The organism is Amycolatopsis melonis, assembly GCF_040064235.1.
GTDB classification, from domain to species: domain Bacteria; phylum Actinomycetota; class Actinomycetes; order Mycobacteriales; family Pseudonocardiaceae; genus Amycolatopsis; species Amycolatopsis melonis.
Genome location: NZ_JBDZYD010000009.1, coordinates 374,889 through 399,623 on the forward strand (window position 1 = coordinate 374,889; position 24,735 = coordinate 399,623).

Genomic DNA, 24,735 nt, shown 5'->3' on the forward strand with positions numbered 1-24,735 from the left:
AACCCCAATTACCACTCACGAGCCGGTGCGCAGGCCTTCGAAGGCCACCTTGCAGACCGCGTCCGCGACCTCGGCCGCCGAGCCGCGCCGGGGGCGGTACCACTCGATCAGCGAGTTCACCATGCCGAAGAGCAGGCGCGCGGTCACCGCCGGGTCGACGTCGGGGCGGATGTCGCCCTCGGCTTCGGCCTGCTTCACCAGGTCCGTCACCAGGCGGTCGAACTCGCGCCGCCGGGCCAGTGCCGCCCGCTCCACCTTCGTGTTGCCGCGGACGCGCAGCAGCAGCGTCACGAACGGCAGGCGGTCGGCGAGCACCAGCACGCTGCCGCGCACCAGGTGCTCCAGCCGGTCGATCGCGCGGCCGTCCAGCTGCGCGGTCTCCGACGCCACCTCGAACAGGCCGTCCAGTGCCCGGTCGACCGCCAGCCGCAGCAGTTCCTCCTTGCTGGGCACGTGGTGGTAGATCGCCGACTTCGTGATGCCGAGCTTGCGGGAGAGGTCCTCCATGCTCGTGCCGTCGTAGCCGCGCTCGTTGAACAGCTTCACCGCCACCATCAGCAGTGATTCCAGGTCGTAGCCGGGGCGCCCGCGGCGGGGTGTGGTCACGGCTTCTCCCGCTGGTCCACGATCCGCCGCATCTTGCCCATCGACCGCTCCAGGGTGTCCGGGTCGACGACGTCCACCTCGACACTCACCCCGACGCCGTCCTTCACCTGCGAAACCAGCGAAGCGGCGGCCTGCTCGCGGTCCGCGGCGGAAGCGTCCTGGCGCGCTTCGACCCGGACGGTCAGGTGGTCCAGCCGCCCGCGCGTGGACCGGACGAGCTGGAAGTGCGGGCTCAGCCCGGCCGTGCGCAGCACGATCTCCTCGATCTGCGTGGGGAAGACGTTGACCCCGCGCAGGATGATGAGGTCGTCGGTGCGGCCGGTGACCTTGGCCATCCGCCGGAACGCCGGCCGCGCGGTGCCCGGCGAGAGCGCCGTCAGGTCGCGCGTGCGGTAGCGGATGATCGGCAGTGCCTGCTTGGTCAGCGACGTGAACACCAGCTCGCCGGTCTCGCCGCCGCCCAGCACCTCCTCGGAGTACGGGTCGATCACCTCGGGGTAGAAGTGGTCCTCCCAGATGTGCAGGCCGTCCTTGGTCTCGACGCACTCCTGCGCGACGCCGGGGCCCATCACCTCCGACAGCCCGTAGATGTCGACGGCGTCGAGCGCGAACCGCTCCTCGATCTCCGCGCGCATCTGCTCGGTCCACGGCTCGGCGCCGAAGATGCCCACCTTGAGCGAACTCGACCGCGGGTCGACGCCCTGGCGTTCGAATTCGTCGAGCAGGGTCAGCAGGTACGACGGGGTGACCATGATGATCTCGGGCCGGAAGTCGGTGATCAGCTGCACCTGCCGCGCGGTCATCCCGCCGGAGGCCGGGATCACGGTGCAGCCCAGCTTTTCGGCACCGTAGTGCGCGCCGAGCCCGCCGGTGAACAGGCCGTAGCCGTAGGCGACGTGCACCTTGTGCCCCGGCCGCCCGCCCGCCGCGTGGATCGACCGCGCCATCACCGACGCCCACGTGTCCAGGTCCTGCTGGGTGTACCCGACGACGGTGGCCTTGCCGGTGGTGCCGCTGGAGGCGTGGACGCGGCGGACCTGCTCCTGCGGCACGGCGAACATGCCGAACGGGTAGTTCTCGCGCAGGTCCTGCTTGGTGGTGAACGGGAACTTCGCCAGGTCGGCCAGTTCCCGGCAGTCGTCGGGGTGGACACCCGCCGCGTCGAACTTCTTCCGGTAGGCGGGCACGTTCGCGTAGGCGTGCCGGAGTGTCCACTGCAGACGGTCCAGCTGCAGCGCGGCCAGCTCGTCCGCGCCGATGTCCGTTTCGATCATGCCTGGTCCCGTTTCGCGGAGAGGACGCGGCTGCGGCCGCGGAATTCGGCGACGACCTCGGGCCCGCCGGGGGTCTCCCGGTGCACGGTGACGTCGTAGATGCCGTTGCGGCCGTAGCGGGTGCGCTCGGTGGCCGTGGCGACGAGGCGGTCGCCGAGCCGTCCGGCCGCGACGAAGGAGATCTCCGCGCCCGCGGCCACGGTGACCGGGCCGTGGGTGTTGCAGGCGCAGGCGAACGCGGTGTCGGCGAGCAGGAAGACGTACCCGCCGTGGGCGATGTCGTGGCCGTTGACCATCGCGCGCGTGATCGTCATGGTCGCGACGGCCCGGCCGCCGCTCGCTTCGACCAGTTCGATGCCCAGCGCACGCGACGCCTCGTCGGCGGCGAACATGGTGTGCGCGGCGTTGGTCATCCATCCTCCGTCCTGACCGAATGGACGGTCACCTCGCGGTGCCGCTCAGTAAAGGCACGGGCCGGGCCGGTGTCAAGCGCGCGGCCTTCCGATCTTCGGCGGCAGCGGTTACCATGCGATTAACTGAACGTCCGGTAGGTAATTCGGCGGGAGAGGTCGGACCTGATGGCATTGCTGCGCAGCTACGTCTCGGGCGGGTGGCACACGGCGGCGGACGAGGGCGTCCCGCTGCACGACGCGGCCACGGGCGAGGAGGTCGCCCGGATCTCGTCGCGGGGCGTCGACTTCGCGGCCGCGCTGGAGTACGGCCGCCGCGTGGGCGGCCCGGCGCTGCGCGAGCTGACGTTCCACCAGCGTGCGGCCCTGCTCAAGGCCCTGGCCTCGCACCTGCGCGAGCACCGCGAGGAGCTGTACGCCCTCTCCGCCAGGACCGGCGCGACGCTGGGCGACTCGAAGTTCGACGTCGACGGCGGCATCGGCGTCCTGTTCAGCTACGCCTCGAAGGGCAAGCGCGAGCTGCCGAACGACACCGTCTACGTCGAGGGCAACGTCGAGCCGCTGAGCCGCGGGGGCACCTTCGTCGCGCAGCACATCGCGACGCCGTTGCGGGGCGTCGCCGTCCAGATCAACGCGTTCAACTTCCCGGTGTGGGGGCCGCTGGAGAAGTTCGCGCCCGCGTTCCTCGCCGGCGTGCCGAGCCTGGTCAAGCCCGCGAGCCAGACCGCCTACCTGACCGCGCGGCTGGTCGAGCTGATCATCGGGTCGGGCATCCTGCCGGAGGGCTCGCTGCAGTTCGTCGCGGGCAGCGCCGGTGACCTGCTCGACCACGTCACCGCGCAGGACCTGGTGTCCTTCACCGGCTCGGCGTCGACGGCGCAGAAGCTGCGCGCGCACCCGGTCATCGTCCGCAACGCCGTCCGCTTCAACGCCGAGGCCGACTCGCTGAACTGCTCGATCCTCGGCCCGGACGCGCGGCCCGGGACGACGGAGTTCGACCTCTTCGTCAAGCAGCTGGTCACCGAGATGACGGTCAAGGCGGGCCAGAAGTGCACCGCCATCCGCCGCGCGTTCGTCCCCGTCGAGCTGCTGGACGACGTCGCGCAGGCGGCGTCGGAGCGGCTGGCGAAGGTCACCATCGGCAATCCGGCGTCCGAGGGCGTCCGGATGGGCGCGCTGGCGAGCCTGGAGCAGCGCGAGGAGGTCCGGCGGTCGCTGAAGGCGCTGCTGGACGCCGGGAGCGTCGTGTTCGGCGACCCCGAGCGCGTCGAGGTCGTGGACGCCGATGCCGAGCGCGGCGCCTTCATCTCGCCGGTGCTGCTCAAGGCCGACCCCGAACGCTCCGAGCCGCACGAGGTCGAGGCGTTCGGCCCGGTGTCGACGCTGATGCCGTACACCTCCACCGAGCAGGTCGTCGACTTCGCCGCGCGTGGTGGCGGCAGCCTGGCCGGGTCGGTGGTGTCGGCGGACCGGGAGTTCGTCCGCGAGGTCGTCCTGGGTGCGGCGCCGTTCCACGGCCGCCTGCTGGTCCTGGACGCCGACGACGCGAAGGAGTCCACCGGTCACGGCTCGCCGATGCCGCAGCTGGTGCACGGCGGCCCGGGCCGGGCGGGCGGCGGCGAGGAGATGGGCGGCGTCCGCGGCGTGCTGCACCACATGCAGCGCACGGCCGTCCAGGGTTCGCCCGCGGTGCTGAGCGCGGTCACCGGCCGCTGGGTCGCCGGCGCGCCGCGCGCCGAAGGCGTCCACCCGTTCCGCAAGTCGCTGGCCGAGCTGAAGATCGGGGACTCGGTGGTGGCCGGGCCGCGCACGGTCACGCAGGCCGACATCGACCACTTCGCCGAGTTCACCGGCGACACGTTCTACGCCCACACCGACCCCGAGGCGGCCGCCGCGAACCCGCTGTTCGGCGGGATCGTCGCGCACGGCTACCTGGTCGTGTCCTTCGCGGCCGGGTTGTTCGTCTCGCCCGAGCCGGGCCCGGTGCTGGCCAACTACGGCCTGGAGAACCTGCGGTTCCTCACCCCGGTCAAGGTCGGCGACGCGCTCACGGTGACGCTGACGGCGAAGCAGATCACCCCGCGGATCGACCAGGACTACGGCGAGGTCCGCTGGGACGCCGACGTCACCAACGCCCAGGGCGAGTCGGTGGCCAAGTACGACGTCCTGACGCTGGTGTCGAAGGAGCAGCCGTGACCGCGGTGGCATCGCTGGAAGAGCACTTCGAGGCGACGATCGCGCGTGACCAGCGGATCGAGCCGCGCGACTGGGTGCCCGAGGGGTACCGCAAGACGATGATCCGGCAGATCGCGCAGCACGCGCACTCGGAGATCATCGGCATGCAGCCCGAGGGCAACTGGATCACGCGGGCGCCGTCGCTGCGGCGCAAGGCGATCCTGCTGGCCAAGGTGCAGGACGAGGCCGGCCACGGGCTCTACCTGTACTCCGCGGCGGCGACGCTGGGCGCCGACCGCGCGGACCTGACCGACAAGCTCATCACCGGCAGGCAGAAGTACTCGTCGATCTTCAACTACCCGACGCTGACCTTCGCCGACGTCGGCGTGATCGGCTGGCTGGTCGACGGCGCGGCGATCTGCAACCAGGTGCCGCTGTGCCGGTCGTCGTACGGGCCGTACGCGCGGGCGATGATCCGGATCTGCAAGGAGGAGTCCTTCCACCAGCGGCAGGGCTACGAGCTGCTGATGACGATGATGAAGGGCACTTCGCAACAGCGTGAAATGGTCCAGGAGGCCGTGAACCGCTGGTGGTGGCCGTCGCTGATGATGTTCGGCCCGCCGGACGCCGATTCGCCGAACACCGCGCAGTCGATGGCGTGGAAGATCAAGCGGCACACCAACGACGAGCTGCGGCAGCGGTTCGTGGACATGTCGGTGCCGCAGGCCGAAGCACTCGGCGTCACCTTCCCGGACCCGGAGCTGAAGTGGAACCCGGCGCGGGGCCACTACGACTTCGGCGCGGTGGACTGGGACGAGTTCAAGAACGTGCTCAAGGGCAACGGCCCGTGCAACGCGCAGCGGATCGCCCACCGGCGCCGCGCGCACGAAGACGGCGCGTGGGTGCGGGAAGCCGCCGTCGCGCACGCTGCGAAGAAGGAGCGCCAGTGAGCGAGCTGACTGCCGAAGGCGGCCACGGCGCCGTCCCGCTGGAGGGCGTCCCCGCCGAGCCGGGGCCGGTCAAGCACGACTGGCCGCTGTACGAGGTGTTCGTCCGCGGCAAGCGCGGGCTCAACCACGTGCACGTCGGATCGCTGCACGCCGCCGACGACCAGATGGCCCTGCACCACGCGCGGGACCTCTACACGCGCCGCAACGAAGGCGTGTCGATCTGGGTCGTCCGCGCCTCGGCCATCACGGCGTCCTCGCCGGACGAGAAGGACCCGTTCTTCGCGCCCAGCGGCGACAAGGTCTACCGGCACCCGACGTTCTACGACATCCCCGAGGAGGTGCCGCACATATGAGTTTCGACAACGTCTACGAGTCGCTGACCGAGGAGAACGACGCCCGCTGGGCGTTCGGCACCGGCTTCGAGGACCCGCTGTCCGGGGTGGACACCTCCGTACCGTCCGGAATGGACGGTGACCGGCTGGCCGCGTACTGCCTGATGCTGGGCGACGACGCGCTGGTCTTCTCCCACCGGCTCCAGCAGTGGTGCACCAACGCCCCCGAGCTGGAGGACGAGGTCGCGATCGCGAACATCGCCCTCGACCTGCTCGGCCAGGCCCGCCTGCTGCTGGCCCGCGCCGGGAAGGCCGACGGGTCCGGGCGTTCGGAAGACTCCTACGCCTTCTTCCGCGCCGAGCACGAGTTCCGCAACGTCCGGCTCGCGGAGCTGGGCGGCGGGCACTTCGGGCACCTGATCGCGCGGCTGTTCGTGTTCTCCACGTGGCGGCTGGCGCTGCTGCAGCGGCTGGTGACCTCGCCCGACCCGGTCCTGGCGGCCATCGCGGACAAGGGCGTCAAGGAGGTGACCTACCACCGCGACTACGCGGCGCAGTGGCTGGTCCGCCTCGGCGACGGCACGCCGCTGTCGCACGCGCGCATGCAGGAGGGCCTGGACGCGGTGTGGCCGTACGTGGGCGAGCTGTTCCGGACGCACCCGGTGGAGTTCGTCGACGCGGCCACCCTGCGGCCGGAGTTCGACGCGGTCGTGGACCAGGCGTTGACCGCCGCGACCCTTACGGTTCCCGCGGCAGGCGAGCTGGCCGGCGTCTCGGGCCGGACCGGCCGCGACGGCGTCCACACCGAGCAGCTGGGCTACGTGCTGGCGGAGCTGCAGAGCGTCGCCCGGGCGATGCCGGACGCGCAATGGTGACCGCGGAAGCCGTCGCGGCCACGGTCACCGACCCGGAACTGCCGATGCTGACGCTGGCGGACCTCGGCGTGCTGCGCTCGGTGTCCGAATCGGACGGACGCGTCGTCGTCGCGATCACGCCGACCTACACCGGCTGCCCGGCCATGGACACCATGCGCGACGACCTGGAGCACGCACTGCGGGCGGCGGGCTACACCGACGTCGAGATCCGGACCCAGCTGGCGCCGGCGTGGACGTCGGACTGGATTTCGGAGTCGGGGCGCCGGAAGCTGGCCGAGGCCGGGATCGCCCCGCCCGGCGCGGCACCGCGGCGGTCCGGCCCGATCCCGCTGACGTTGTCGCCGCCGGTGCCGGCCGTGCGGTGCCCGGTGTGCGGGTCCGCCGACACCGAAGAGCAGTCCCGGTTCGGGGCGACGGCATGCAAGGCGCTGTGGCGCTGCCGGGCATGCCTGGAGCCGTTCGAGCACGTCAAGGAGATTTGAGTGGCGCGGTTCCACGAGCTGAAGGTGGCGGAGGTCGAGCGGCTGTGCGAGGACGCGGTCGCGGTGACCTTCGACGTGCCTTCCCCGCTGGCGTCCGAGTTCGACTTCAAGCCGGGCCAGTCGCTGACGCTGCGGCGCACGGTCGACGGGCGTGACGAGCGCCGGTCCTACTCGATCTGCGCCCCGGCGGGCGCCCGGCCCCGCGTCGGCGTCCGCCTGGTGCCGGACGGGTTCTTCTCGTCCTGGCTGGTCAACGAGGTCCGCCCGGGCGACACGATCGAGGTCGCGCCGCCCTCGGGGTCGTTCACCCCGGACCTGACGGCGGGCGGCCACCACGTCCTGATCGCGGCGGGCTCGGGCATCACCCCGGTGCTGTCGATCGTGGCGTCACTGCTGCGGTTCTCGACGGCGACGGTGACGGTGCTGTACGGCAACCGCCGCACGGACACGGTGATGTTCGCCGACGAGCTGGCCGACCTGAAGGACCGGGCACCCTCGCGGCTGGAGCTGATCCACGTCCTGTCCCGCGAGCCCCGCGAGGCGGAGCTGTTCACCGGCCGCCTCGACGTCCCGAAGCTGCGCGCGCTGTTCTCGACCCTGGTGCCGGTGTCCTCGGTGGACCACTGGTGGCTGTGCGGGCCGTTCGAGATGGTCACGGGAGCCCGCGAACTGCTCCTGTCGCTGGGCGTGCCGTCGGAGAGGGTCCACCAGGAGCTGTTCTACGTCGACACGCCGCCGGCGCCGGTCACCCACGAGGACCCGGCGGTCCTGGGCGAGTCCTCAGAGGTGACGCTGGTCCTGGACGGCCGTTCGACCCCGATGACCCTGCCGCGTTCGTCGTCGGTCCTGGACGGTGCCCAGAAGTTCCGCCCGGACCTGCCGTTCGCCTGCAAGGGCGGGGTGTGCGGCACCTGCCGCGCCCGGGTGACCGACGGCAAGGTCGACCTGCGCCGCAACTTCGCCCTGGAGCAGGCGGAGGTGGAAGCGGGCTTCGTGCTGACGTGCCAGTCGTACCCGGTGTCGGAGAAGCTGACGGTCGACTTCGACGCGTGAGCCGGGCCGGTCGGTGCATGTCTCAGATCGAGGCGAGCAGATCGGTGACCGCCTTCGCCCAGGTGTAGCTGGCGATCAACTGCTCACGCACGCGTGCCGCCCTGCCAAACGCGGCATCGCGGTCGTAGAGGACGGCGTGGATTTGCCGGTGCCAGTCATCGGCGTCGGCTTCCGTGTCGCCGGTCACCGGGATGACGACGCGAGCGTAGTCCTCGGGGTTCAAGACAGCCAGCAGCTGTTCTCCGAGCCCGCTTGAGCCGCTGATCAGAACCGGTACGCCTGCGGCAGCGGCTTCGAGGCCGATCAGGCCGAAGCCTTCTCGCCGGGAAGGCATCAGCACCAGTGTCGAGGTCTTCAAGTCGGCGGTCATGGTGTCCTGGCCGGTTGCATACGGACGCACCACGACATCCAAGGAGGGCAGTTCGGACCATTCGAGTATCTGCTTGCGCAGCTGTTCTGCTTCTCCGGGCGGTGCGCCGCGGACGACCAGTTCGACACGTGGGACAGTCGGTGGGCGGTTCCGTGCGATCCGTCCGACCGCCCGCGCCGCGATGTCGAGTCCCTTGAGATCGGTGTCTTCGAGCCGTCCTGCGACGAGGATCTTCCACGGCGCACCGGGTGGTGGAGCTGCGCACGTGTACTCGGCGATATCGAAACCGGGGACCAGGTTGTGGACCAGCACCTGCTCGTTCGGCGACAGATCGCGAAGGTAGCGGTTGTACAGCCGCAACCCGATGGCGATCGTGGCGTGCGCTGTGCGAGCGAGGTCGAGTTCGATCTGGTGGCGTTCTTCGCTTCGCTGACCGGCGTCGTCTTCGCGGCCAGGCTTGAACCACTCGATCTCGTCGGGGGCCATGTGGATGAAGTGGAGGCGCTTCGCCTCGGGGAAATGTGCCGCGATATGGAAGGCGGCGGGGCCAGTCACCCGGCTGTGGCCGATGATGTAGTCGGGCCGGAATCCCGTGGGGAGTGCGGCAGGGTTGCTGAGGGCCGTGTCGTCCGAGCCTCCGGGCGGCCGGGCGGCGACGCGGAGGGCGACACCGTTCGCAGCGGCATCTCGATAATCGTCCCCGCCGGCAGCGAGCACCAGGCAAACGACGTCCGCCTGCCGTGCGGCCAGAGCGCAGCACAATTGGCGGTTGAGCGTGCTCAAGCCGCCGCGCGCTGACGACCATTCGGTGGCCAGGACGAGCACCGCAGGTCGTCGCGGAACCTCCCTCGGTTCAGGTTCCGGCGGCGCGATGGTCTCGGGTCGAGTCTCACCGCGCGTATCCTGCGTTCGCGCCTGGATCCAGTGCACCAGTCTGCGCACCCCACGATGGGTCAGATCCTCCAGAACCTGAACCGGGGTGCCTGACGCGCTGAGGAAGTCTGGTACCTCGCTGACCGAATGGCCGGGCAGTACGACCGAGGCCAGGCTGGGAGACGACACTCTGGATGTGACCAGCTCGTCACGGATGAACTGTGCTTCGGCCGAGAGACCGATGTCGCTCGACTGTGTGGCCAGCTGTTTGTATTCCGGCGACACAACCACCAGCACGAAGTCGGCGTCGGTGAGCTGTTTTGTCGCCCACGTTGCCCAGTCGCGGCGTACGTGCTCAGGCCCCCACCAGTCGGCAGCCACGTCGATGCCCCTGCTGCGCAGCAAGACCCAAAGGTCCCGCACCGCTGACCGGTGCTCGACCGACGTGTGTGCATACGAGATGAAGACTTTGGTCACGTCACCGCCCTACTCAGGCGCAACATGGTATCGGAATCGACTCGCATGGCAGTTTCGGCTCGGTCGGCAGTCATTTTCGAGATGGCGCCTCCGCCTGTTTGTCAAAGTTGAGGATCCGCCGCGAGTATCGGATGGCTGGGTCAGAGGATGCGGCGTCGCCGGCGGCGCGGCCTCGGCTCCGGGGACTCCGTCACCTGCTCCTCGGGCGGCGTGGCGGGTTCCTCGCGGGCGGCCGGATCCGCCAGGCCCAGCATCTCCGCGGCCAGCTGCTGCGAACTCGCGAACATGCCCGTCGGCGCCTCGGGAGCCCGTCGCAGCGCCGCCGGGCGGAGGCGGTTGTAGCCGCGGACCGTCACCGGCCGCCGCAGGCGGATCTCGTACTTCTCCTCGTCCGCCAGTTCCGCCGCCAGCTCGCGGTCGATGAGGATCGTGCCAGGGCGCGCCACCGACGTCAGGCGGGCGGCCAGGTTGACCACCGAGCCGTACACGTCGCCGAACCGGCTCAGGATCCGGCCCGATGCCATGCCCGCCCGCACCGCGGGCAGGGAATCGTCCGCCGAGGTGCGCTCGGTCAGCGCGAGCGCGATCTCCGCCGCGTCGACCGGCGAGTCCGCCACGAACAGGACCTCGTCGCCGATCATCTTCACCACCCGGCCGTGGTGCTCGGCGATCACCTCGGTGGCGAGCGTCTCGAACGCGTCGAGCACCCGGCTGAGCTCATCCTCGTCGATCTGCCGCGTCAGCCGCGTGTAGCCCACCATGTCGACGAAGCCGACGACCTCGGTCCGCGTCTCCAGGTGCTCGTCCGCCGCGAACGCCCGGCCCGCGTAGGCCGCCAGGTGCCGCCGCCAGACGAAGTTCTGCACCTGCTCCAGCTCCGGCAGCAGGCGTTCGACGAACCGGGCGATCTGCCGCTCGCTGCGGCCCAGCTCCGGCTGGGCCTCAATCAGCTCCCAGAGCATGTCGACCTGCCATTCGGCCAGCCGTGACAGGTGCTGGCCGAGCGCGCGCGTCACCGACACCTCGACGCCCGGATCGACCAGGCCGGACTGCACGAGCTGGTCCGCGGTCCGCATGGCCTCGACGTCGGCGTCGGTGAACACGACCTCGTCGTCGCCGACGGTCGCGAAGCCGAGGGCACGCCACAGCCGCCGTGACCGGTCCTCGGGGACACCGGCCTTCTCGGCCACCTCGAGCCGGGTGTACTTCCGCCTGCCGCCGAGCAGGACGCGCTCGAGCCGTTGCTGAAGCTGCTCGCCCGAATCGGTCACCGGGTCAGGTCGTGTGGACGATCAGCACGTCCACACCCGACTTGCGGGCCACCTCGGACGGCACCGAGCCGAGGATGCGGCCGGCGATCGTGTTGAGCCCGCGGTTGCCGACCACCAGCAGGTCGGCTTCGCGCTCGCGCACCACCTTGCGCAGCGAGTCGACCGGGTCACCCTTCACGGCGATCGTGTCGATCTTCTCGGCACCCGCGCGGGCCGCGCGGTCCCGCGCCGACTGCAGGGTGTCTTCGGCCGGCGCCGAGCCGACGACCTGGTACGCCTCTTCGCCGAGGACGTCCTGGGCCTTGTCGACGTCGGACTTGCTGGCCGGGTAGTACGCACACGCGATGACGAGCGTGGCGCCCGCGTCGCCTGCCACCGCCGCCGCGCGGTCCACCGCCGCGAACGACGACTCCGAGCCGTCCGTGCCCACCACCACGGTCCGATATGCCGCACCCATGCGCAAACCTCCAGGTGATCCCGCGTGAGCAGGGACGATAGCCGGTCGGTACCGACCACGCAGGCTCGTCCGCGCCCGTGTCGGGTGGAAGGTTACTCGCCAGTCGCTTTCTGCGCTCCGCTCGGGCGCGGAGCCGGCTTCGGCGCGGCGGGCTTGGCCCCGGGCTTCGGCTTCGGCACGTCGGCGGCGCGGATCCGGATCGTCTCCTCGACGTCGGGCACCCGGACCGTCTTCTCCGTCTCGTCCCCGGCGTCGGGCTTGCCGGGCTTGGCGGCCGGTTCCGGCTTGCCGCCGGCGTCCCCGGCCAGGTCGGCCTTGATGTCCGCGGGCACCTTCACGTCGTCGCCGAGGACGGTGTGGGCCTCGGCCAGCACCGCCCGCGCCGCCCGGACCTGCTCGGCCAGCCCGCCGCGTACCTTGCGCAGCGCGTCGACCCGCTCGTTCGCCTGGGTGATCCGCCGGTTCGACTCCTCGGTCGCCACCGTCACACGGCGCCGCGCCTCGTCGGCGGCTTCGGCCAGCCGCGCGTTGGCCTCGGTGATCGAGTCCTGACGGCGCTTGTTCGCCTCCGCGACCGACTCGCGCTGACGCCGGTCGATGTCGGCCTTCGCGGCCTTCTCCTCTTCGAGGACCTTCGCGCGGATGTCCGCGGCGTCCTGGGTGGCCTCCTGGACACGGCGCGCGGCTTCGGCCTTGCTCGCGGCCTCCTGCTCGGCCAGGACCCGCATCGCCTCGGCGCGGCGCGAGGCCATGGCGATCTCGAAGTCCTCTTCGACCTTCGTGCGGCGCTCCTGGGACTCGGTGTCCAGCCGCTTGCGTTCGGCCTCGGCCTCGTCGGTGATCTTCTTGGCCTGCGCGCGGGCGTCCTCGAGGACCTTGCGGTGCTCGGCTTCCATTTCCTTGCGCCGCAGGTCCAGCTCGGTGAGCAGCTGCTCGTAGCGGGCCCGCATGGCACTGGCGTCGGTCTCGGCCTTGGCCCGGATGTGCCCGGCCTCGGCTTCGGCGCGGGCGCGCGTGTCGGCGGCCTCGTCCTGGGCCAGCCGCAGCATCCGCTGCAGCCGTTCGGACAGGCCTTCCACGCTCGTCGGCGGCTGGGCCAGCCGGTCGACCTGCCCGCGCAGGTCCGCGATCTCCCCGCGGGCGATCTCCAGCTGCCGGGCCAGGTCGCCCGCCTGCGCGATGGCGGCGTCCCGATCCGCGGTGAGCATCTTGAGATCGGCGTCCAGCCGTTCGAGGTGCTCGTCGACCTGCGCTCGGCTGTACCCGCGCTTCGCCACGTCGAAGCCGGCTCCCAGCGGCACAAGCTCCCGTTCATCGCCAAGGCTCATGGCCCTACCGTAGTCGCAACCGGGTCACGGAAGGGTGAGCACCCGTGCCGGTGCGCCGGGAAGTGGCGGATTCCCGCGGGTTTCCGCCGGTTTCCGACGCCGGGAGCCGTCGCGCTCCCGGCGTCGTTCCCCGTTCAGGCGCCGCGGAAGGCGTTGATCGCGTCGAGGTGCTTGGCGCGCTTCTCTTCGTCCCGGACGCCGAGGCCTTCTTCGGGAGCGAGCGCGAGCACGCCGACCTTGCCCTGGTGGGCGTTGCGGTGCACGTCGAGGGCGGCCTGCCCGGTCTCTTCCAGCGGGTAGGTCTTGGACAGCGTGGGGTGGATCAGCCCCTTGGCGATCAGCCGGTTCGCCTCCCACGACTCGCGGTAGTTCGCGAAGTGCGAGCCGATGATCCGCTTGAGGTTCATCCACAGGTAGCGGTTGTCGTACTGGTGCAGATACCCCGAGGTCGACGCGCACGTGACGATCGTGCCGCCCTTGCGCGCGGCGTAGACCGACGCGCCGAACGTCTCCCGGCCCGGGTGCTCGAACACGATGTCCGGGTCCTCGCCGCCGGTCAGCTCCCGGATCTTCGCGCCGAACCGCTGCCACTCCTTCGGGTCCTGTTCGGTCTCGGACTTCCAGAATTTGTAGCCCTCGGCACTGCGGTCGATGATCAGCTCGGCGCCCAGCTTCCGGCAGATCGCCGCCTTCTCCGGGCTGGAGACCACGCACACCGGGATGGCGCCGCCGTTGAGCGCGTACTGCGTCGCATACGAGCCGAGGCCGCCCGAAGCGCCCCAGATCAGGACGACGTCACCCTGCTTCATGTCCGCGCCGTTGCGCGAGACCAGCTGACGGTAGGCCGTCGAGTTGACCAGGCCGGGGGAGGCGGCTTCCTCCCAGGTCAGGTGATCCGGCTTCGGCATCAGCTGGTTGGCCTTGACCAGCGCGATCTCGGCCAGGCCGCCGAAGTTCGTCTCGAAGCCCCAGATCCGCTGCTCGGTGTCGAGCATCGTGTCGTTGTGCCCGTCCGGGCCTTCGAGTTCGACGTTCAGGCAGTGCGCGACGACCTCGTCGCCGGGCTTCCAGTTGTGCACCCCGGCACCGGTGCGCAGCACGACACCGGACAGGTCCGAGCCGACGACGTGGTAGGGCAGGTCGTGCCGCTTGGCCAGCGGCGAGAGCTTCCCGTACTTCTTCAGGAACTTGAACGTCGGGATCGGCTCGAAGATCGACGTCCACACGGTGTTGTAGTTGATGGCACTGGCCATCACCGCGACCAGCGCCTCACCCGGCCCCAGCGCGGGCACCGGAACCTCGTCCACGTGCAGCGACTTGCGCGGGTCCTTGTCCTGGCTCTCCAGGCCCTCGAACATGCCGACCTCGTCGGCGTGCACGGTCACCCCGCGGTAGCTCTCGGGCACGGGCAACGAGCCGACCGCGGCCGGCTCCCCGGTCAGGATGGCCTGCTGGATCTCGCCGAGCTGCGTCATCGGTTCCTCCGCGAAAGCTGGGGGTCAACGGCGTTGGCGGCCGAAATTACTCGCCGGTAACTCGCGACCACAACTGTACGAGACGAGCGGCACGATTACATCCCGAACTGTGACGGAGCAGTCTTGACCGGCTGGCCAGTCAAGCGGATCATCGGCATCGGGTACACCCACCCGACCAGCAGATTCACCGACGGAGGTGAGCACGAATGAGTGAAGTCTCTACGCGCGCATGGACCCGGCCCCACGACTGGGCCGAGGTCGTCATCGGGGTGGTCGCCGCGTTGTCACCCCTTTGGCTGAGCACGGACTCGACCGCGGCGTGGACGATGGTCGTCCTGGGCGTCCTGATCGCTCTCGACGGGCTGGTCTCGCTGGCGATGCCGGGCATGGTCTACGGCGAAGGCGTCCAGATCGCGCTCGGCGTGCTGCTCTTCATCGCGCCGTGGGTGATGGGGTACACCGAGTTCAACGGCGCATCCTGGACGTCCTGGATCGCCGGGGTGCTGACGGTCATCGCGGGCGCGGCAGCGATGCCGGTCGCGAACGCCGCGCACCGCACGGCAGGCCAGCACTGAGACGACCAGGAGGCACCGGATGACCGAGGATTCGGCGAAGGAGCGCATTCTCTGCGCCGCCGAGGCGCTCTTCGCCGAGTCCGGCTTCGACGCCACCCCGACCTCTCGCATCGCCGAGCAGGCCGGGGTGCCGAAGGGGCTGGTGCACTACTATTTCCGCCACAAGTCGGACCTGCTCACCGCGCTCGTCGAGCGCCTGCCCGACGAACGCATCGAGCCGTCCGTGGTCGTCGTCCCCGGCGACCTCGCGGGCAGCCTGCGGCGCCTGGTCCGCGAACTCGACCACCGATTCAGCCGATCCCTTGGCCTCTCCCATTTGCTGTGGCGCGAGGCCGACACCCACCACGTCGTCCGCGACGCCCTCCACGAGCGCTTCCAGGTCCTGGTCCGCCAGGTCCGAGCGGTCATTTTGGCGGCAACGGGCGGCGGCCTGCCCTCGGCCGACGTCGAGCGCGCATCAGGACTGCTGGCCCGAGCGGTAAGCCACCGCCACGCCACGGCCCGCCACTCGGAAGACGACCTCCCGGCCGAGTTCGACGGCGAGCTGACGTTCATAGCCGACGCCCTGGTATCCAAGACGGCACCGGCCTAGCTCGCTCGCCGTCGTTGCGCGGGGCCCCGCGGTGCCGCGGCTGTCACGGGAACCCTCGTGGCCGCGACACTGCGCGGGCGGCCCGGCGCCCCGGTCGCAACCCCTCGCTGGCAACCCACGGTCGCGACCTTGCGGGCGCTCGACAGCCTCGGCGCCTGGGAAGCACCGCGGCCGCGACCCTCGCGGAAGCCAACGGCCTCGGCGCCATGACCGTCCGCGCAGCAGGCACCCCGTCAGGGGAGTCCGGCGGCTCGCCGCCCTCCAGGGCGCTTGTCACTCCCGTGCGGCCGGAGCCGTTACGCGAGCACAGCTCGTCCGTCAGTGGGCGGTGTCGCCCTTGGCGGGCTCCACCAGTTCCACCAGCACGCCGCCCGCGTCCTTCGGGTGGACGAAGTTGACCCGGCTGTTCGAGGTGCCCCGCTTTGCCGACTCGTACAGCATGCGCAGGCCCTTCTCGCGCAGGGCCGCCGCTGCTGCGTCCACATCGGACACGCGGTAGGCCAGCTGCTGCAGCCCCGGGCCGCTCTTGGCCAGGAACTTGCCGATCGCCGAGTCGTCGCGCAGGGGTGCCAGCAGCTGGATCTGTGTCTCCGTGCCCGCCGCGCCGGGGGCGCGCAGCATTGCCTCCCGTACCCCCTGCTCCTCGTTCACCTCCTCGTGCGTCACCTTCAGCCCGAAGTGCTCGCGGTAGAACTCGATGGCCGCGTCGAGGTCCGGGACCGCGATGCCGACGTGGTCGATGGCCGTCACGAACGGCCGCAGGGCGTCATTCATGGAGGCAGGATAGGGGCCCGTGCGAGCGCGGGGAGCCGGAATCGTTGCGTGCCCCGCCTCACACTGGCTCCATCAAGAAGCCCGCCTCCCGGGTATGGTCGGGAAAACTGCCCATGCGCCGATGCTTGGAGGACGCCGTGTCCGGTTCCGTGATCCTGGGTGCCGCCCGTACGCCGATCGGGCGCCTGCTCGGATCCCTCAAGGACTTCACGGGGGCACAGCTGGGCGGGGTCGCGATCAAGGCGGCCCTCGAGCGTGCCGGGGTCGCCCCGGACGCGGTGCAGTACACGATCATGGGCCAGGTGCTCACCGCCGGCGCCGGCCAGATCCCGGCCCGCCAGGCGGCGGTCGCCGCGGGCATCCCGATGAGCGTGCCCGCCCTGACGATCAACAAGGTCTGCCTCTCCGGCCTCGACGCCATCGCGCTCGCCGACCAGCTGATCCGGGCCGGCGAGTTCGACCTCGTCGTCGCCGGCGGCCAGGAGTCGATGACCCAGGCACCGCACCTGCTGCCCAAGTCCCGCTCCGGCTTCAAGTACGGCGACAGCACGCTCGTCGACCACATGGCCCACGACGGTCTCTTCTGCGCCTTCGACCAGGTCGCCATGGGCGCCTCGACGGAGAAGTACAACGCCCGCTACGGCGTCACCCGCGAGCAGCAGGACGCGTTCGCGGCCCGCTCCCACCAGCGCGCCGCCGAGGCGATCAAGAACGGCTACTTCGCCGACGAGATCGCGCCCGTCTCCATTCCCCAGCGCAAGGGTGACGCGGTGGTCTTCGACACCGACGAGGGCGTCCGCGCCGACACCACCGCCGAGGGCCTCGCCAAGCTGCGTCCCGCCTTCGCCGCCGACGGCACCATCACCGCGGGCTCGGCCTCGCAGATCTCCGACGGCGCCGCCGCGGTCGTCGTGGCCAGCCGGGCCAAGGCCGAGGAACTCGGCATCGCGCCGCTCGCCGAGATCGGCGCGCACGGCGTGGTCGCCGGGCCCGACGCGAGCCTGCACGAGCAGCCGTCGAACGCGATCCTCGCCGCGCTGGCGAAGGCCGGCCTCACCGCCGACGCGCTCGACCTCGTCGAGATCAACGAGGCCTTCGCCGCGGTCGGGCTCGTCTCGACCGAGAAGCTCGGCCTCGACCCGGAGAAGGTCAACGTCAACGGTGGCGCCATCGCCCTCGGCCACCCGATCGGCGCCTCCGGTGCCCGGCTCGCCGTGCACCTGGTGCACGAGTTGCGCCGCCGCGGTGGCGGGCTCGGTGCCGCCGCGCTGTGCGGTGGCGGTGGCCAGGGCGACGCCCTGCTGCTGCGGGTGCCGTCCGCGTAGGTGACCGGACCACTCGACCTCGACGACCTGGTCGGCCGCGCGCGGGACGGGCAGCCCCGTGCCGTCGCGCGGCTGCTGTCGCTCGTCGAGGACGCCCATCCCCGCGTCGCCGAGATCGCCCGGGCGCTGACTCCGTACACCGGGCGGGCCCGGGTCGTCGGGCTCACCGGGCCGCCCGGGGTCGGCAAGTCGACTTCGACCTCGGCGCTGCTCACCGCGTTGCGCGCGGAAGGCAAGCGGGTCGGGGTGCTGGCGATCGACCCGTCTTCGCCGTTTTCGGGCGGGGCACTGCTCGGCGACCGGATCCGGATGAGCGAGCACGCCACCGACCCCGGCGTGTTCATCCGCTCGATGGCCACGCGCGGGCACCTCGGCGGGCTCTCGTGGGCGACCCCGCAGGCGGTGCGCGTGCTCGACGCCGCGGGCTTCGACGTGGTGCTGATCGAAACCGTGGGCGTCGGACAGTCCGAAGTGGACGTCGTGAAGCTGGCCGACACCACCGTGGTGCTGCTCGCCCCGGGCATGGGGGACGGCATCCAGGCCGCGAAGGCCGGGGTGCTCGAGATCGCCGACGTCTTCGTCGTGAACAAGGCGGACCGCGAGGGCGCCGACGCCACGGTGCACGACCTCAAGCAGATGATTTCGCTGTCCCGCCGCGAGATCCGCGGACCGAGCTGGCGCCAGCCGATCGTGCGGACCGTCGCGGCGAAGGGCGAGGGCGTCGACGAGGTCGTGCAGGCACTGGCGGCGCACCACGAATGGCTTGTGACGCACGGCGAGCTGGCCCGGCGCCGCGCGGCCCGTGCGCGCGACGAGGTGGAGGCCATCGCGATCCGGCGGTTGCGGGCCGAGCTGGCGGACCTGCGTGGCGGGGGACGGCTCGACGGCGTGGCCGAGCGGGTCGTGGCCCGCGAGCTCGATCCGTTCGCCGCCGCGGACGAGCTGATCGCGGACCTGCGCGGTCAGTGACGCGAGCCGCGTGCGCAGAAACCGTGCCACGGCAACGGTTCTCCGGCGGAATGTCATGACGCCTCCTGTTCGGGTGCGGCGGTTTGCCGCGTGATCACCATCGTGCGCCGGGGGTCCGACAGTTTCGGGGGCTCGGCCGGGTGCGGGCGCCGAGGTTCACCCGACCGGCTGACATGGGCGACTTTCGCCGGTTCTTCTTGTCGGTGCCGGGTCCTAGACTGCGGGCGCTCCGGAACCGGGCGATCACTGGGAGGACGGGCAGGATGAAGAAGACACTGGTCACCGCGCTGGCGGTGGGCGCGTTGTTCGTGGCGGGCAGCGGCGTGGCGGCCGCGGCCGACCCGGCCCCGCCGAAGACGACGCACGGTCCCTGCCAGTACACCGAAACCCCCGACGAGCCACCCGCGCGGCCGGTGCCGCTCCCGCCCGACCCGCGGTACACGCCGAGCCACGGCACGGTCGACGTGGCGGTCCCGACCAGCCAGGGCGCGCTGCCGCTGCGGCTGGACCGGGCGAAGGCACCGTGCACCGTGCAGAGTTTCCTGCACCTGGCGCGGCACCGGTTCTACGACCACACGGTGTGCCACCGGCTCACCGCGTACCCGACGTTGAAGGTCCTGCAGTGCGGCGACCCGACGGCAACCGGGGAAGGCGGGCCCGGCTACAAGTACAAGGACGAGCTGCCGGTGGACCTGCCACCCGCGCCCACCGACCCGACCGGCGCGCGCCGCGTCTACGCGCGCGGCCTGCTGGCGATGGCCAACGCGGGGCCGGACACGAATGGTTCGCAGTTCTTCGTCGTGTACGGCGATTCCGCGCTGCGGCCGAACTACACGGTGTTCGGGACGGTGGGAGCCGAGGGACTGAAGACGCTCGACAAGGTCGCTGCCGGCGGGATCCAGCCGACGGCGGAGAACCCGGCGCCGGTCGATGGCACGCCGGTGCTGCGGACGGAACTGTTGCGGGTCCGGCCGGGCTGCTGGTTCTGATGGCGGGCCGCGGGCCGTCCGGGTGGGCGGCCCGCGGGGTTCGCTGGTGCTGAGTGGGGAATCGGGTGTGATTGGAGGGGTATCGCGTGTGATTGGAGGGGAATCGCGCGTGACTGGAGGGGCATCGGGTGTGTTTGGAGGGGAATCACGTGTGGCTGGAGGGGCATCACGGGTGATGGGGAAGGCATGGCGCGTGATTGGAGGGCCGACTCGCGTGATCAGGAAGCCGACACGCGTGATTGGAGGGACGACACGGGGGACCGGTGCGGATGTCGCGTGACTGGGGGCCGATCTCGCGTGATTGGGGCGGATCTTGCGTGATTGGGGGCCGATCTTGCGTGATTGGGGGCGGATCTCGTGTGATTGGGGGCGGATCTCGGGTGTTTGGCGGGGACGTGTGTGTCCCGGGGGGCGGGTCTCGGGTGAGGGGAGGGGGAGTGGGAGGGGTTAGGCGGTGATTTCCCAGAGGGCTTCGATCAGGGTCTGGGTTGCGCCTGCGAACGCGTGTTTCGGGGGTGCTGCGTAGCCGACTATCAGGCCTCCGGGGCGGTTGTCGTCCATCCAGCAGTCGCCCAGGCCTTCGATGCCTATGGCTCGGCGGTGGCAGGCCGCCAGGGCCGTTGCTTCCGAGGGGCCGTCGGGTGGGAGGCGCAGCAGCAGGTGCAGGCCCGCCGCGATGCCCTGGGGGCGGACCGAATCCGGCAGGGCCGCCAGGAGGCGGGACCGGCGGGCGCGGTACTCCGCTCGGCTGCGGCGGACGTGCTGGTCGTACGCGCCCGAGTCGATCAGCTCGGCCAGGGCCAGCTGGTTCAGCAGTGACGGGCGCGAACCGCTGTCGGCCATCGCCGCGCGGACCGGCTCCACCAGCGAGCGCGGCAGCACCAGCCAGGCCAGCCGCAGGGCCGGGGCCAGTGTCTTGCTCGCCGTGCCCGCGTACACCACCCGCTCCGGTGCCAGCGCCTGCAACGCTCCGACCTGCTGGCGGTCGAAGCGGAACTCGCCGTCGTAGTCGTCCTCCAGGACGAAGCCGCCCTCGTCGGCCGCCCAGCGGGTCAGGGCCGTTCGGCGGTGCGGGGCCAGCGTGACGCCCGTCGGGAACTGGTGGGCCGCCGTGACGACCACCGCCGGACTGTCCACTGCGGACACTTGCAGGCCGTGTTCGTCGACCGGGACGCCGACGATCCGTGGTCCCTGCGCGGCCGCGATCGAGCGGTACATCGCCAGCGACGGGTTCTCGAACGCCATCTCGCCGACGCCCAGTCCGTACAGCGCCCGTGACAGCACCGCGATCGCGTGCGAATAGCCGTGGCACACCACGATCCGCGCCGGGTCGGCCACCACTCCGCGGGCGCGGGCGAGATAGCCCGCGAGTGTGTCCCGCAACTCCGGGGCGCCCAGCTCCGACTCGTAGCCCAGCGCCGACGCCGGGGTTCGCAGCAGCGCGCGGCGGGTGGCCGTCAGCCACGCCTGCCGGGGGAACGCCGTCAGGTCCGGGCGGCCCGGCCGCAGGTCCCAGCGCGGTGCCGGGTCGCGCGGCGCCTGCCGGGGCGCCGACTGCGGCAGTGAGCCCGCCGTCGCGACGCGGGTCGGCGCGCCCTGGGTCGTCTTCAGGTAGCCCTCCGCCGCGAGGTCGGCGTACACGCGGGTCACCGTGCCGCGCGCGATGCCCAGGTCGTGCGCCAGTGCCCGGGTCGACGGCACCGCCGCGCCCGGCTGCCAGCGGCCTTCGCGGATGGCAGCGCGGATCGCCGCCGCCAGTCCGGTGCGGCCGGTGGCCGGGTCCCAGCCGAGGTGGACGTCGAGACCGGAACTGGACCACGAATCCGTCATGTGACTGGACCATACTCGTGGACCAGTTCGGGCTAGCGTGGACGGCATGACCAAGCGAATCGGACTCGGGGGTGCTCCCGAGCTCTACCAGGCGATGGCCGGCCTGCAGGCCGCCGTGAACAAGGCCGGGGCGAACGCCGGGCTCGACCCGAAACTCCTGGAACTGGTGAAGACCCGCGCGTCGCAGATCAACGGCTGCGCGTACTGCCTCGACATGCACAGCCGCGACGCCCTGGAGCTGGGCGAGTCGCCGCGGCGGCTGTTCGTGCTGGACGGCTGGCGCGAGACCGACCTGTTCACCGAGCAGGAGCAGGCCGCCCTCGCCCTCACCGAGGCGATGACCAAGCTGTCGGCGACGCAGACCGTGCCCGACGACGTCTACGAGCGGGCGGCGGAGGTGTTCACCGAGGACCAGTACCGCGCCGTCGCGTGGGAGATCATCGCGATCAACAGCTGGAACCGGATGACCATCACCAGCCACACGCCGCTGCCGAAGCGGGACGCGTGAGCGCCGCCGCGCTCCGGGCGCTGCACGTCCCGGGCAAGCCGCTGGTCCTGGCCAACGTCTGGGACGCCGACACCGCGAAGCTCGTCGAAGCCGCCGGGTTCCCGGCCGTGGCGACCAGCTCGGTCGCCGTCGCGGCGGCGCTCGGTTTCGCCGACGGCGAGGCCGCGCCGGCCGGCGAGATGTTCGCCGCCGCCGCGCGGATCGCGAAGGCGGTCGACGTGCCGGTGACCGTCGACGCCGAGTCGGGCTACGGCCTGTCCGGTGCCGAGCTGGCCGCGCGGCTGCGCGACGCCGGCGCGGCCGGCTGCAACTTCGAGGACACCGACCACGCCACCGGCCAGGTGCGGCCGGTCGCCGAGCAGGCGGAGCGGATCGCCGCCCTGCGTGCGGCGGCGGGGGACGGCCTGGTGATCAACGCCCGCATCGACTCCTTCCGTGGCGCGGAAACGAAGGAGGCCCTCGAAGCGGGCATCGACCGGGCGAAGGCGTACTACGACGCGGGCGCCGACTGCGTCTACCCGATCCACCTGCGCACGCCGGAGCTGATCGCGGAGTTCGTGCAGGGGGCGGGCGGCGCGGTCAACGCGGCCGCGTGGCCCGGCAGCCCGGGCCTGGACGGCCTCGCCGCGCTGGGGGTGGCGAGGATTTCGCTGGGTGGCGGGCTGTGGCACTACGTGCGGAAGCAGTTCGAGACGGCCGTTGCGGGCGTCGCCGAAGGCAAGCTGCCGTACTGAAATGGCCGAAGGCCGCCGCGAGGGGATCGGGAACACCCTCGCGGCGGCCTCCGGGGTCGGTGGGGCTAGTGGACGACGGCCTTCTCGGCACCCGCGCCGGTCAGGGACCGCACCTCCATCTCGGCGTACTTCTGCTCGTCGTGCTCCTTCGACAGGACCGTGCCGAGCCAGCCGAGCAGGAACGCGACCGGGATCGAGACGATGCCCGGGTTGCTCAGCGGGAACCAGGCGAAGTCGGCGTTCTTGAACATCGACGTGCTCTTGCCCGAGACGGCGGGCGAGAAGACGATCAGGATGACCGTCACGGCGAGGCCGCCGTAGATCGACCACAGCGCGCCCTGGGTGTTGAACCGCTTCCAGAACAGCGAGTAGAGGATCGTCGGCAGGTTCGCCGACGCCGCGACCGCGAAGGCCAGCGCCACCAGGAACGCCACGTTCTGCCCGTTGGCGAGGATGCCGCCGCCGATGGCCAGCGCGCCGATGACCAGCGCGGTGATCCGGGCGACCTTGACCTCGGAGTCCGGCGACGTCTTGCCCCGCTTGACCACGTTCGCGTAGACGTCGTGGGCGAAGGACGCCGACGCCGTGATCGTCAGGCCGGCGACCACCGCGAGGATCGTGGCGAACGCGACCGCGGCGATCAGGCCCAGCAGCACCGGCCCGCCGAGTTCCAGCGCGAGCAGCGGCGCCGCGGAGTTGACCCCGCCGGGCGCCTTCTTGATCGCGTCCGGCCCGACCAGCGCGCCCGCGCCGTAGCCGAGCACCAGCGTGAACAGGTAGAACACGCCGATCAGCACGATCGCCCAGACCACCGAGCGGCGCGCGTCGCGGGCCGTCGGCACGGTGTAGAAGCGCATCAGCACGTGCGGCAGGCCCGCGGTGCCCAGCACCAGGGCGATGCCCAGCGACAGGAAGTCCAGTTTGGACGTTCCGGTGGCGCCGTACTGCTTGCCCGGCCCGAGCAGCGACTGGCCTGCCTTGCCCGCCTTGTCGACCGCGGCCTGCAGCAGGTTGGAGAAGTTGAAGCCGTACTTGCCGAGCACCCACAGCGTCATCGCGAGCGCGCCCGCGATGAGCAGGGCGGCCTTGATGATCTGGACCCAGGTGGTGCCCTTCATGCCGCCGATGAGGACGTAGGCGATCATGATGACGCCGACGACGGCGATCACCAGCGCCTGCGCGCCGGAGCCCTCGACGCCGAGCAGCAGCGCCACGAGACCGCCGGCGCCCGCCATCTGCGCCAGCAGGTAGAAGAAGGACACGGCCAGCGTCGACGTCGCGGCCGCGGCGCGGACCGGGCGCTGCTTCATCCGGAACGCCAGGACGTCGCCCATGGTGAACTTGCCGGTGTTGCGCAGCAGTTCCGCGACCAGCAGCAGCGCGACGAGCCACGCGACGAGGAAGCCGATGGAGTACAGGAAGCCGTCGTAGCCGTTGATGGCGATCGCGCCCGCGATGCCGAGGAACGACGCCGCCGACAGGTAGTCACCCGAGATCGCGATGCCGTTCTGCGGGCCGGTGAAGGCGCGGCCGGCGGCGTAGTAGTCCGACGCCGTCTTCGTGTTGCGGCTGGCCCGGAACACGATCACCAGCGTGATGATCACGAAGAGGGCGAAGATGCCGATGTTCAGGAGCGGGTTGCTGCCCTCCACTCCCGCGGCGAGGGTGGCGCTCATGCCTGCTCCTTCTCGATGTCCTCACGGATCTTCTCGGCGACCGGGTCGAGCTTCCGGTTGGCGTAGCGGACGTACAGCCCGGTGATGACGAACGTCGAGACGAACTGCAGCAGGCCGAAGACCAGGCCGACGTTGATGTTGCCGACCAGCTTGGTGCTCATGAAGCCGTGCGCGTAGTCCGCGAGCAGCACGTAGAGGAGGTACCAGAGCAGGAACAGCGCCGTCATCGGGAAGACGAACCGGCGCAGGCGGCTGCGCAGCTCGCGGAACTCGGTGCTCTGGTGGGCGCGCTCCCAGGTGGTGTCCGGGGGACCGTCGGTGTCCGTGGTGCTCATCGCTGCTCCCTCGCGACGCT

At 71.0% G+C, this 24,735-nt stretch carries 25 protein-coding genes; 13 read left to right on the plus strand and 12 right to left on the minus strand.

The features are described 5' to 3' along the window. Nucleotides 1-15 precede the first annotated feature (15 nt). From ABJI51_RS25485 to paaI, 3 genes are read right to left on the minus strand one after another with little or no spacing between them, the layout of a single operon-like run. On the minus strand, nt 16-606 hold the full coding sequence (locus tag ABJI51_RS25485) for a TetR/AcrR family transcriptional regulator (RefSeq protein ID WP_348953930.1): 591 nt from the start codon (nt 604-606) through the stop codon (nt 16-18). Continuing rightward, on the minus strand, nt 603-1,880 hold the full coding sequence (paaK, locus tag ABJI51_RS25490; protein ID WP_348953931.1) for a phenylacetate--CoA ligase PaaK: 1,278 nt from the start codon (nt 1,878-1,880) through the stop codon (nt 603-605). The genes ABJI51_RS25485 and paaK overlap by 4 nt, the downstream gene beginning before the upstream one ends. Next, nucleotides 1,877-2,293 (minus strand): hydroxyphenylacetyl-CoA thioesterase PaaI, encoded by a 417-nt coding sequence (gene paaI / locus ABJI51_RS25495; RefSeq protein WP_348953932.1) that lies wholly within the window; start codon nt 2,291-2,293, stop codon nt 1,877-1,879. The genes paaK and paaI overlap by 4 nt, the downstream gene beginning before the upstream one ends. Before the next feature lie 165 nt (nt 2,294-2,458). On the opposite strand from paaI, the gene paaZ reads away from it, so the two are divergent. From paaZ to paaE, 6 genes are read left to right on the plus strand one after another with little or no spacing between them, the layout of a single operon-like run. After that, entirely contained in the window at nt 2,459-4,486 is a 2,028-nt protein-coding gene (gene paaZ, locus ABJI51_RS25500; protein WP_348953933.1) for a phenylacetic acid degradation bifunctional protein PaaZ, read from the plus strand. Continuing rightward, nucleotides 4,483-5,415: a 1,2-phenylacetyl-CoA epoxidase subunit PaaA gene (paaA, locus tag ABJI51_RS25505; protein ID WP_348953934.1), complete on the plus strand. Its 933-nt coding sequence runs from the start codon at nt 4,483-4,485 to the stop codon at nt 5,413-5,415. Before paaZ ends, paaA begins: the two co-directional genes overlap by 4 nt. Nucleotides 5,416-5,453: 38 nt before the next feature. After that, nucleotides 5,454-5,768 carry a 1,2-phenylacetyl-CoA epoxidase subunit PaaB gene (gene paaB, locus ABJI51_RS25510; protein ID WP_348953982.1) on the plus strand — a complete coding sequence of 105 codons (315 nt, stop codon included), beginning with the start codon at nt 5,454-5,456 and terminating at the stop codon, nt 5,766-5,768. Next, nucleotides 5,765-6,622: a 1,2-phenylacetyl-CoA epoxidase subunit PaaC gene (paaC, locus tag ABJI51_RS25515; RefSeq protein WP_348953935.1), complete on the plus strand. Its 858-nt coding sequence runs from the start codon at nt 5,765-5,767 to the stop codon at nt 6,620-6,622. The genes paaB and paaC overlap by 4 nt, the downstream gene beginning before the upstream one ends. Next, nucleotides 6,616-7,104 carry a 1,2-phenylacetyl-CoA epoxidase subunit PaaD gene (gene paaD / locus ABJI51_RS25520; RefSeq protein ID WP_348953936.1) on the plus strand — a complete coding sequence of 163 codons (489 nt, stop codon included), beginning with the start codon at nt 6,616-6,618 and terminating at the stop codon, nt 7,102-7,104. The genes paaC and paaD overlap by 7 nt, the downstream gene beginning before the upstream one ends. Then, nucleotides 7,105-8,157, plus strand: a complete 1,053-nt coding sequence (gene paaE / locus ABJI51_RS25525) for a 1,2-phenylacetyl-CoA epoxidase subunit PaaE (protein ID WP_348953937.1) — start codon at nt 7,105-7,107, stop codon at nt 8,155-8,157. It begins immediately after the preceding gene. 22 nt (nt 8,158-8,179) lie between these two features. On the opposite strand, the gene ABJI51_RS25530 is transcribed toward paaE, so the two are convergent. The 5 genes from ABJI51_RS25530 to ccrA form a co-directional block, all read right to left on the minus strand. Then, a complete protein-coding gene (locus ABJI51_RS25530) occupies nt 8,180-9,877 on the minus strand; it encodes a glycosyltransferase (protein ID WP_348953938.1) in 1,698 nt (565 codons plus the stop codon). A 140-nt stretch (nt 9,878-10,017) separates the two neighbouring features. Next, on the minus strand, nt 10,018-11,148 hold the full coding sequence (locus ABJI51_RS25535) for an adenylate/guanylate cyclase domain-containing protein (RefSeq protein ID WP_348953939.1): 1,131 nt from the start codon (nt 11,146-11,148) through the stop codon (nt 10,018-10,020). A gap of 4 nt (nt 11,149-11,152) precedes the next feature. Then, entirely contained in the window at nt 11,153-11,605 is a 453-nt protein-coding gene (locus ABJI51_RS25540) for a universal stress protein (RefSeq protein WP_348953940.1), read from the minus strand. Between the two features lie 92 nt (nt 11,606-11,697). Next, nucleotides 11,698-12,906 carry a chromosome segregation protein gene (locus tag ABJI51_RS25545; protein WP_348953983.1) on the minus strand — a complete coding sequence of 403 codons (1,209 nt, stop codon included), beginning with the start codon at nt 12,904-12,906 and terminating at the stop codon, nt 11,698-11,700. 161 nt (nt 12,907-13,067) lie between these two features. Next, nucleotides 13,068-14,408, minus strand: coding sequence for a crotonyl-CoA carboxylase/reductase (ccrA, locus tag ABJI51_RS25550; RefSeq protein ID WP_348953941.1), 1,341 nt, complete (start codon nt 14,406-14,408; stop codon nt 13,068-13,070). A 206-nt stretch (nt 14,409-14,614) separates the two neighbouring features. On the opposite strand from ccrA, the gene ABJI51_RS25555 reads away from it, so the two are divergent. Together ABJI51_RS25555 and ABJI51_RS25560 are read left to right on the plus strand one after the other, a co-directional pair. After that, nucleotides 14,615-14,983 carry an SPW repeat protein gene (locus tag ABJI51_RS25555; RefSeq protein ID WP_348953942.1) on the plus strand — a complete coding sequence of 123 codons (369 nt, stop codon included), beginning with the start codon at nt 14,615-14,617 and terminating at the stop codon, nt 14,981-14,983. A gap of 19 nt (nt 14,984-15,002) precedes the next feature. Then, on the plus strand, nt 15,003-15,575 hold the full coding sequence (locus ABJI51_RS25560; protein ID WP_348953943.1) for a TetR/AcrR family transcriptional regulator: 573 nt from the start codon (nt 15,003-15,005) through the stop codon (nt 15,573-15,575). Between the two features lie 318 nt (nt 15,576-15,893). Here ABJI51_RS25560 and mce read toward each other — a convergent pair whose 3' ends face one another. Next, complete coding sequence (gene mce / locus ABJI51_RS25565) at nt 15,894-16,349, minus strand: methylmalonyl-CoA epimerase (RefSeq protein ID WP_348953944.1); 456 nt, start codon at nt 16,347-16,349, stop codon at nt 15,894-15,896. 137 nt (nt 16,350-16,486) lie between these two features. Between mce and ABJI51_RS25570 the strand changes: the two genes are divergently transcribed. The 3 genes from ABJI51_RS25570 to ABJI51_RS25580 all read left to right on the plus strand — a co-directional run bounded on the left by ABJI51_RS25570 (nt 16,487) and on the right by ABJI51_RS25580 (nt 19,632). Next, on the plus strand, nt 16,487-17,674 hold the full coding sequence (locus tag ABJI51_RS25570) for an acetyl-CoA C-acetyltransferase (protein ID WP_348953945.1): 1,188 nt from the start codon (nt 16,487-16,489) through the stop codon (nt 17,672-17,674). Next, a complete protein-coding gene (meaB, locus tag ABJI51_RS25575; protein WP_348953946.1) occupies nt 17,675-18,643 on the plus strand; it encodes a methylmalonyl Co-A mutase-associated GTPase MeaB in 969 nt (322 codons plus the stop codon). It begins immediately after the preceding gene. Nucleotides 18,644-18,906: 263 nt separating this feature from the next. Beyond that, nucleotides 18,907-19,632 (plus strand): peptidylprolyl isomerase, encoded by a 726-nt coding sequence (locus ABJI51_RS25580; RefSeq protein WP_348953947.1) that lies wholly within the window; start codon nt 18,907-18,909, stop codon nt 19,630-19,632. A 447-nt stretch (nt 19,633-20,079) separates the two neighbouring features. Here ABJI51_RS25580 and pdxR read toward each other — a convergent pair whose 3' ends face one another. Then, entirely contained in the window at nt 20,080-21,462 is a 1,383-nt protein-coding gene (gene pdxR, locus ABJI51_RS25585) for a MocR-like pyridoxine biosynthesis transcription factor PdxR (protein WP_348953948.1), read from the minus strand. Between the two features lie 46 nt (nt 21,463-21,508). Here pdxR and ABJI51_RS25590 point away from each other — a divergent pair, with 46 nt between their 5' ends. Next, nucleotides 21,509-21,970 (plus strand): carboxymuconolactone decarboxylase family protein, encoded by a 462-nt coding sequence (locus ABJI51_RS25590; RefSeq protein WP_348953949.1) that lies wholly within the window; start codon nt 21,509-21,511, stop codon nt 21,968-21,970. Further along, nucleotides 21,967-22,704 (plus strand): isocitrate lyase/PEP mutase family protein, encoded by a 738-nt coding sequence (locus ABJI51_RS25595; RefSeq protein ID WP_348953950.1) that lies wholly within the window; start codon nt 21,967-21,969, stop codon nt 22,702-22,704. The genes ABJI51_RS25590 and ABJI51_RS25595 overlap by 4 nt, the downstream gene beginning before the upstream one ends. A 65-nt stretch (nt 22,705-22,769) precedes the next feature. On the opposite strand, the gene ABJI51_RS25600 is transcribed toward ABJI51_RS25595, so the two are convergent. After that, nucleotides 22,770-24,380 carry a solute symporter family protein gene (locus ABJI51_RS25600; RefSeq protein ID WP_348953951.1) on the minus strand — a complete coding sequence of 537 codons (1,611 nt, stop codon included), beginning with the start codon at nt 24,378-24,380 and terminating at the stop codon, nt 22,770-22,772. Continuing rightward, the gene (locus ABJI51_RS25605; RefSeq protein ID WP_348953952.1) at nt 24,377-24,715 is read right to left on the minus strand and encodes a DUF485 domain-containing protein; all 339 of its coding nucleotides are present in this window, start codon (nt 24,713-24,715) and stop codon (nt 24,377-24,379) included. The genes ABJI51_RS25600 and ABJI51_RS25605 overlap by 4 nt, the downstream gene beginning before the upstream one ends. Nucleotides 24,716-24,735: the final 20 nt, after the last annotated feature.

Excerpts from the sequence above, each read along its gene's own strand:
- ABJI51_RS25580 (WP_348953947.1), top strand. The coding sequence starts at position 18,907 with ATGAAGAAGACACTGGTCACCGCGCTGGCGGTGGGCGCGTTGTTCGTG.
- ccrA (WP_348953941.1), bottom strand. The coding sequence starts at position 14,408 with ATGACGCAGCTCGGCGAGATCCAGCAGGCCATCCTGACCGGGGAGCCG.
- ABJI51_RS25555 (WP_348953942.1), top strand. The coding sequence starts at position 14,615 with ATGAGTGAAGTCTCTACGCGCGCATGGACCCGGCCCCACGACTGGGCC.
- ABJI51_RS25540 (WP_348953940.1), bottom strand. The coding sequence starts at position 11,605 with ATGGGTGCGGCATATCGGACCGTGGTGGTGGGCACGGACGGCTCGGAG.
- pdxR (WP_348953948.1), bottom strand. The coding sequence starts at position 21,462 with ATGACGGATTCGTGGTCCAGTTCCGGTCTCGACGTCCACCTCGGCTGG.
- paaK (WP_348953931.1), bottom strand. The coding sequence starts at position 1,880 with ATGATCGAAACGGACATCGGCGCGGACGAGCTGGCCGCGCTGCAGCTG.
- ABJI51_RS25560 (WP_348953943.1), top strand. The coding sequence starts at position 15,003 with ATGACCGAGGATTCGGCGAAGGAGCGCATTCTCTGCGCCGCCGAGGCG.
- ABJI51_RS25590 (WP_348953949.1), top strand. The coding sequence starts at position 21,509 with ATGACCAAGCGAATCGGACTCGGGGGTGCTCCCGAGCTCTACCAGGCG.
- paaI (WP_348953932.1), bottom strand. The coding sequence starts at position 2,293 with ATGACCAACGCCGCGCACACCATGTTCGCCGCCGACGAGGCGTCGCGT.
- paaD (WP_348953936.1), top strand. The coding sequence starts at position 6,616 with ATGGTGACCGCGGAAGCCGTCGCGGCCACGGTCACCGACCCGGAACTG.
- mce (WP_348953944.1), bottom strand. The coding sequence starts at position 16,349 with ATGAATGACGCCCTGCGGCCGTTCGTGACGGCCATCGACCACGTCGGC.
- ABJI51_RS25600 (WP_348953951.1), bottom strand. The coding sequence starts at position 24,380 with ATGAGCGCCACCCTCGCCGCGGGAGTGGAGGGCAGCAACCCGCTCCTG.
- paaZ (WP_348953933.1), top strand. The coding sequence starts at position 2,459 with ATGGCATTGCTGCGCAGCTACGTCTCGGGCGGGTGGCACACGGCGGCG.
- paaC (WP_348953935.1), top strand. The coding sequence starts at position 5,765 with ATGAGTTTCGACAACGTCTACGAGTCGCTGACCGAGGAGAACGACGCC.
- ABJI51_RS25605 (WP_348953952.1), bottom strand. The coding sequence starts at position 24,715 with ATGAGCACCACGGACACCGACGGTCCCCCGGACACCACCTGGGAGCGC.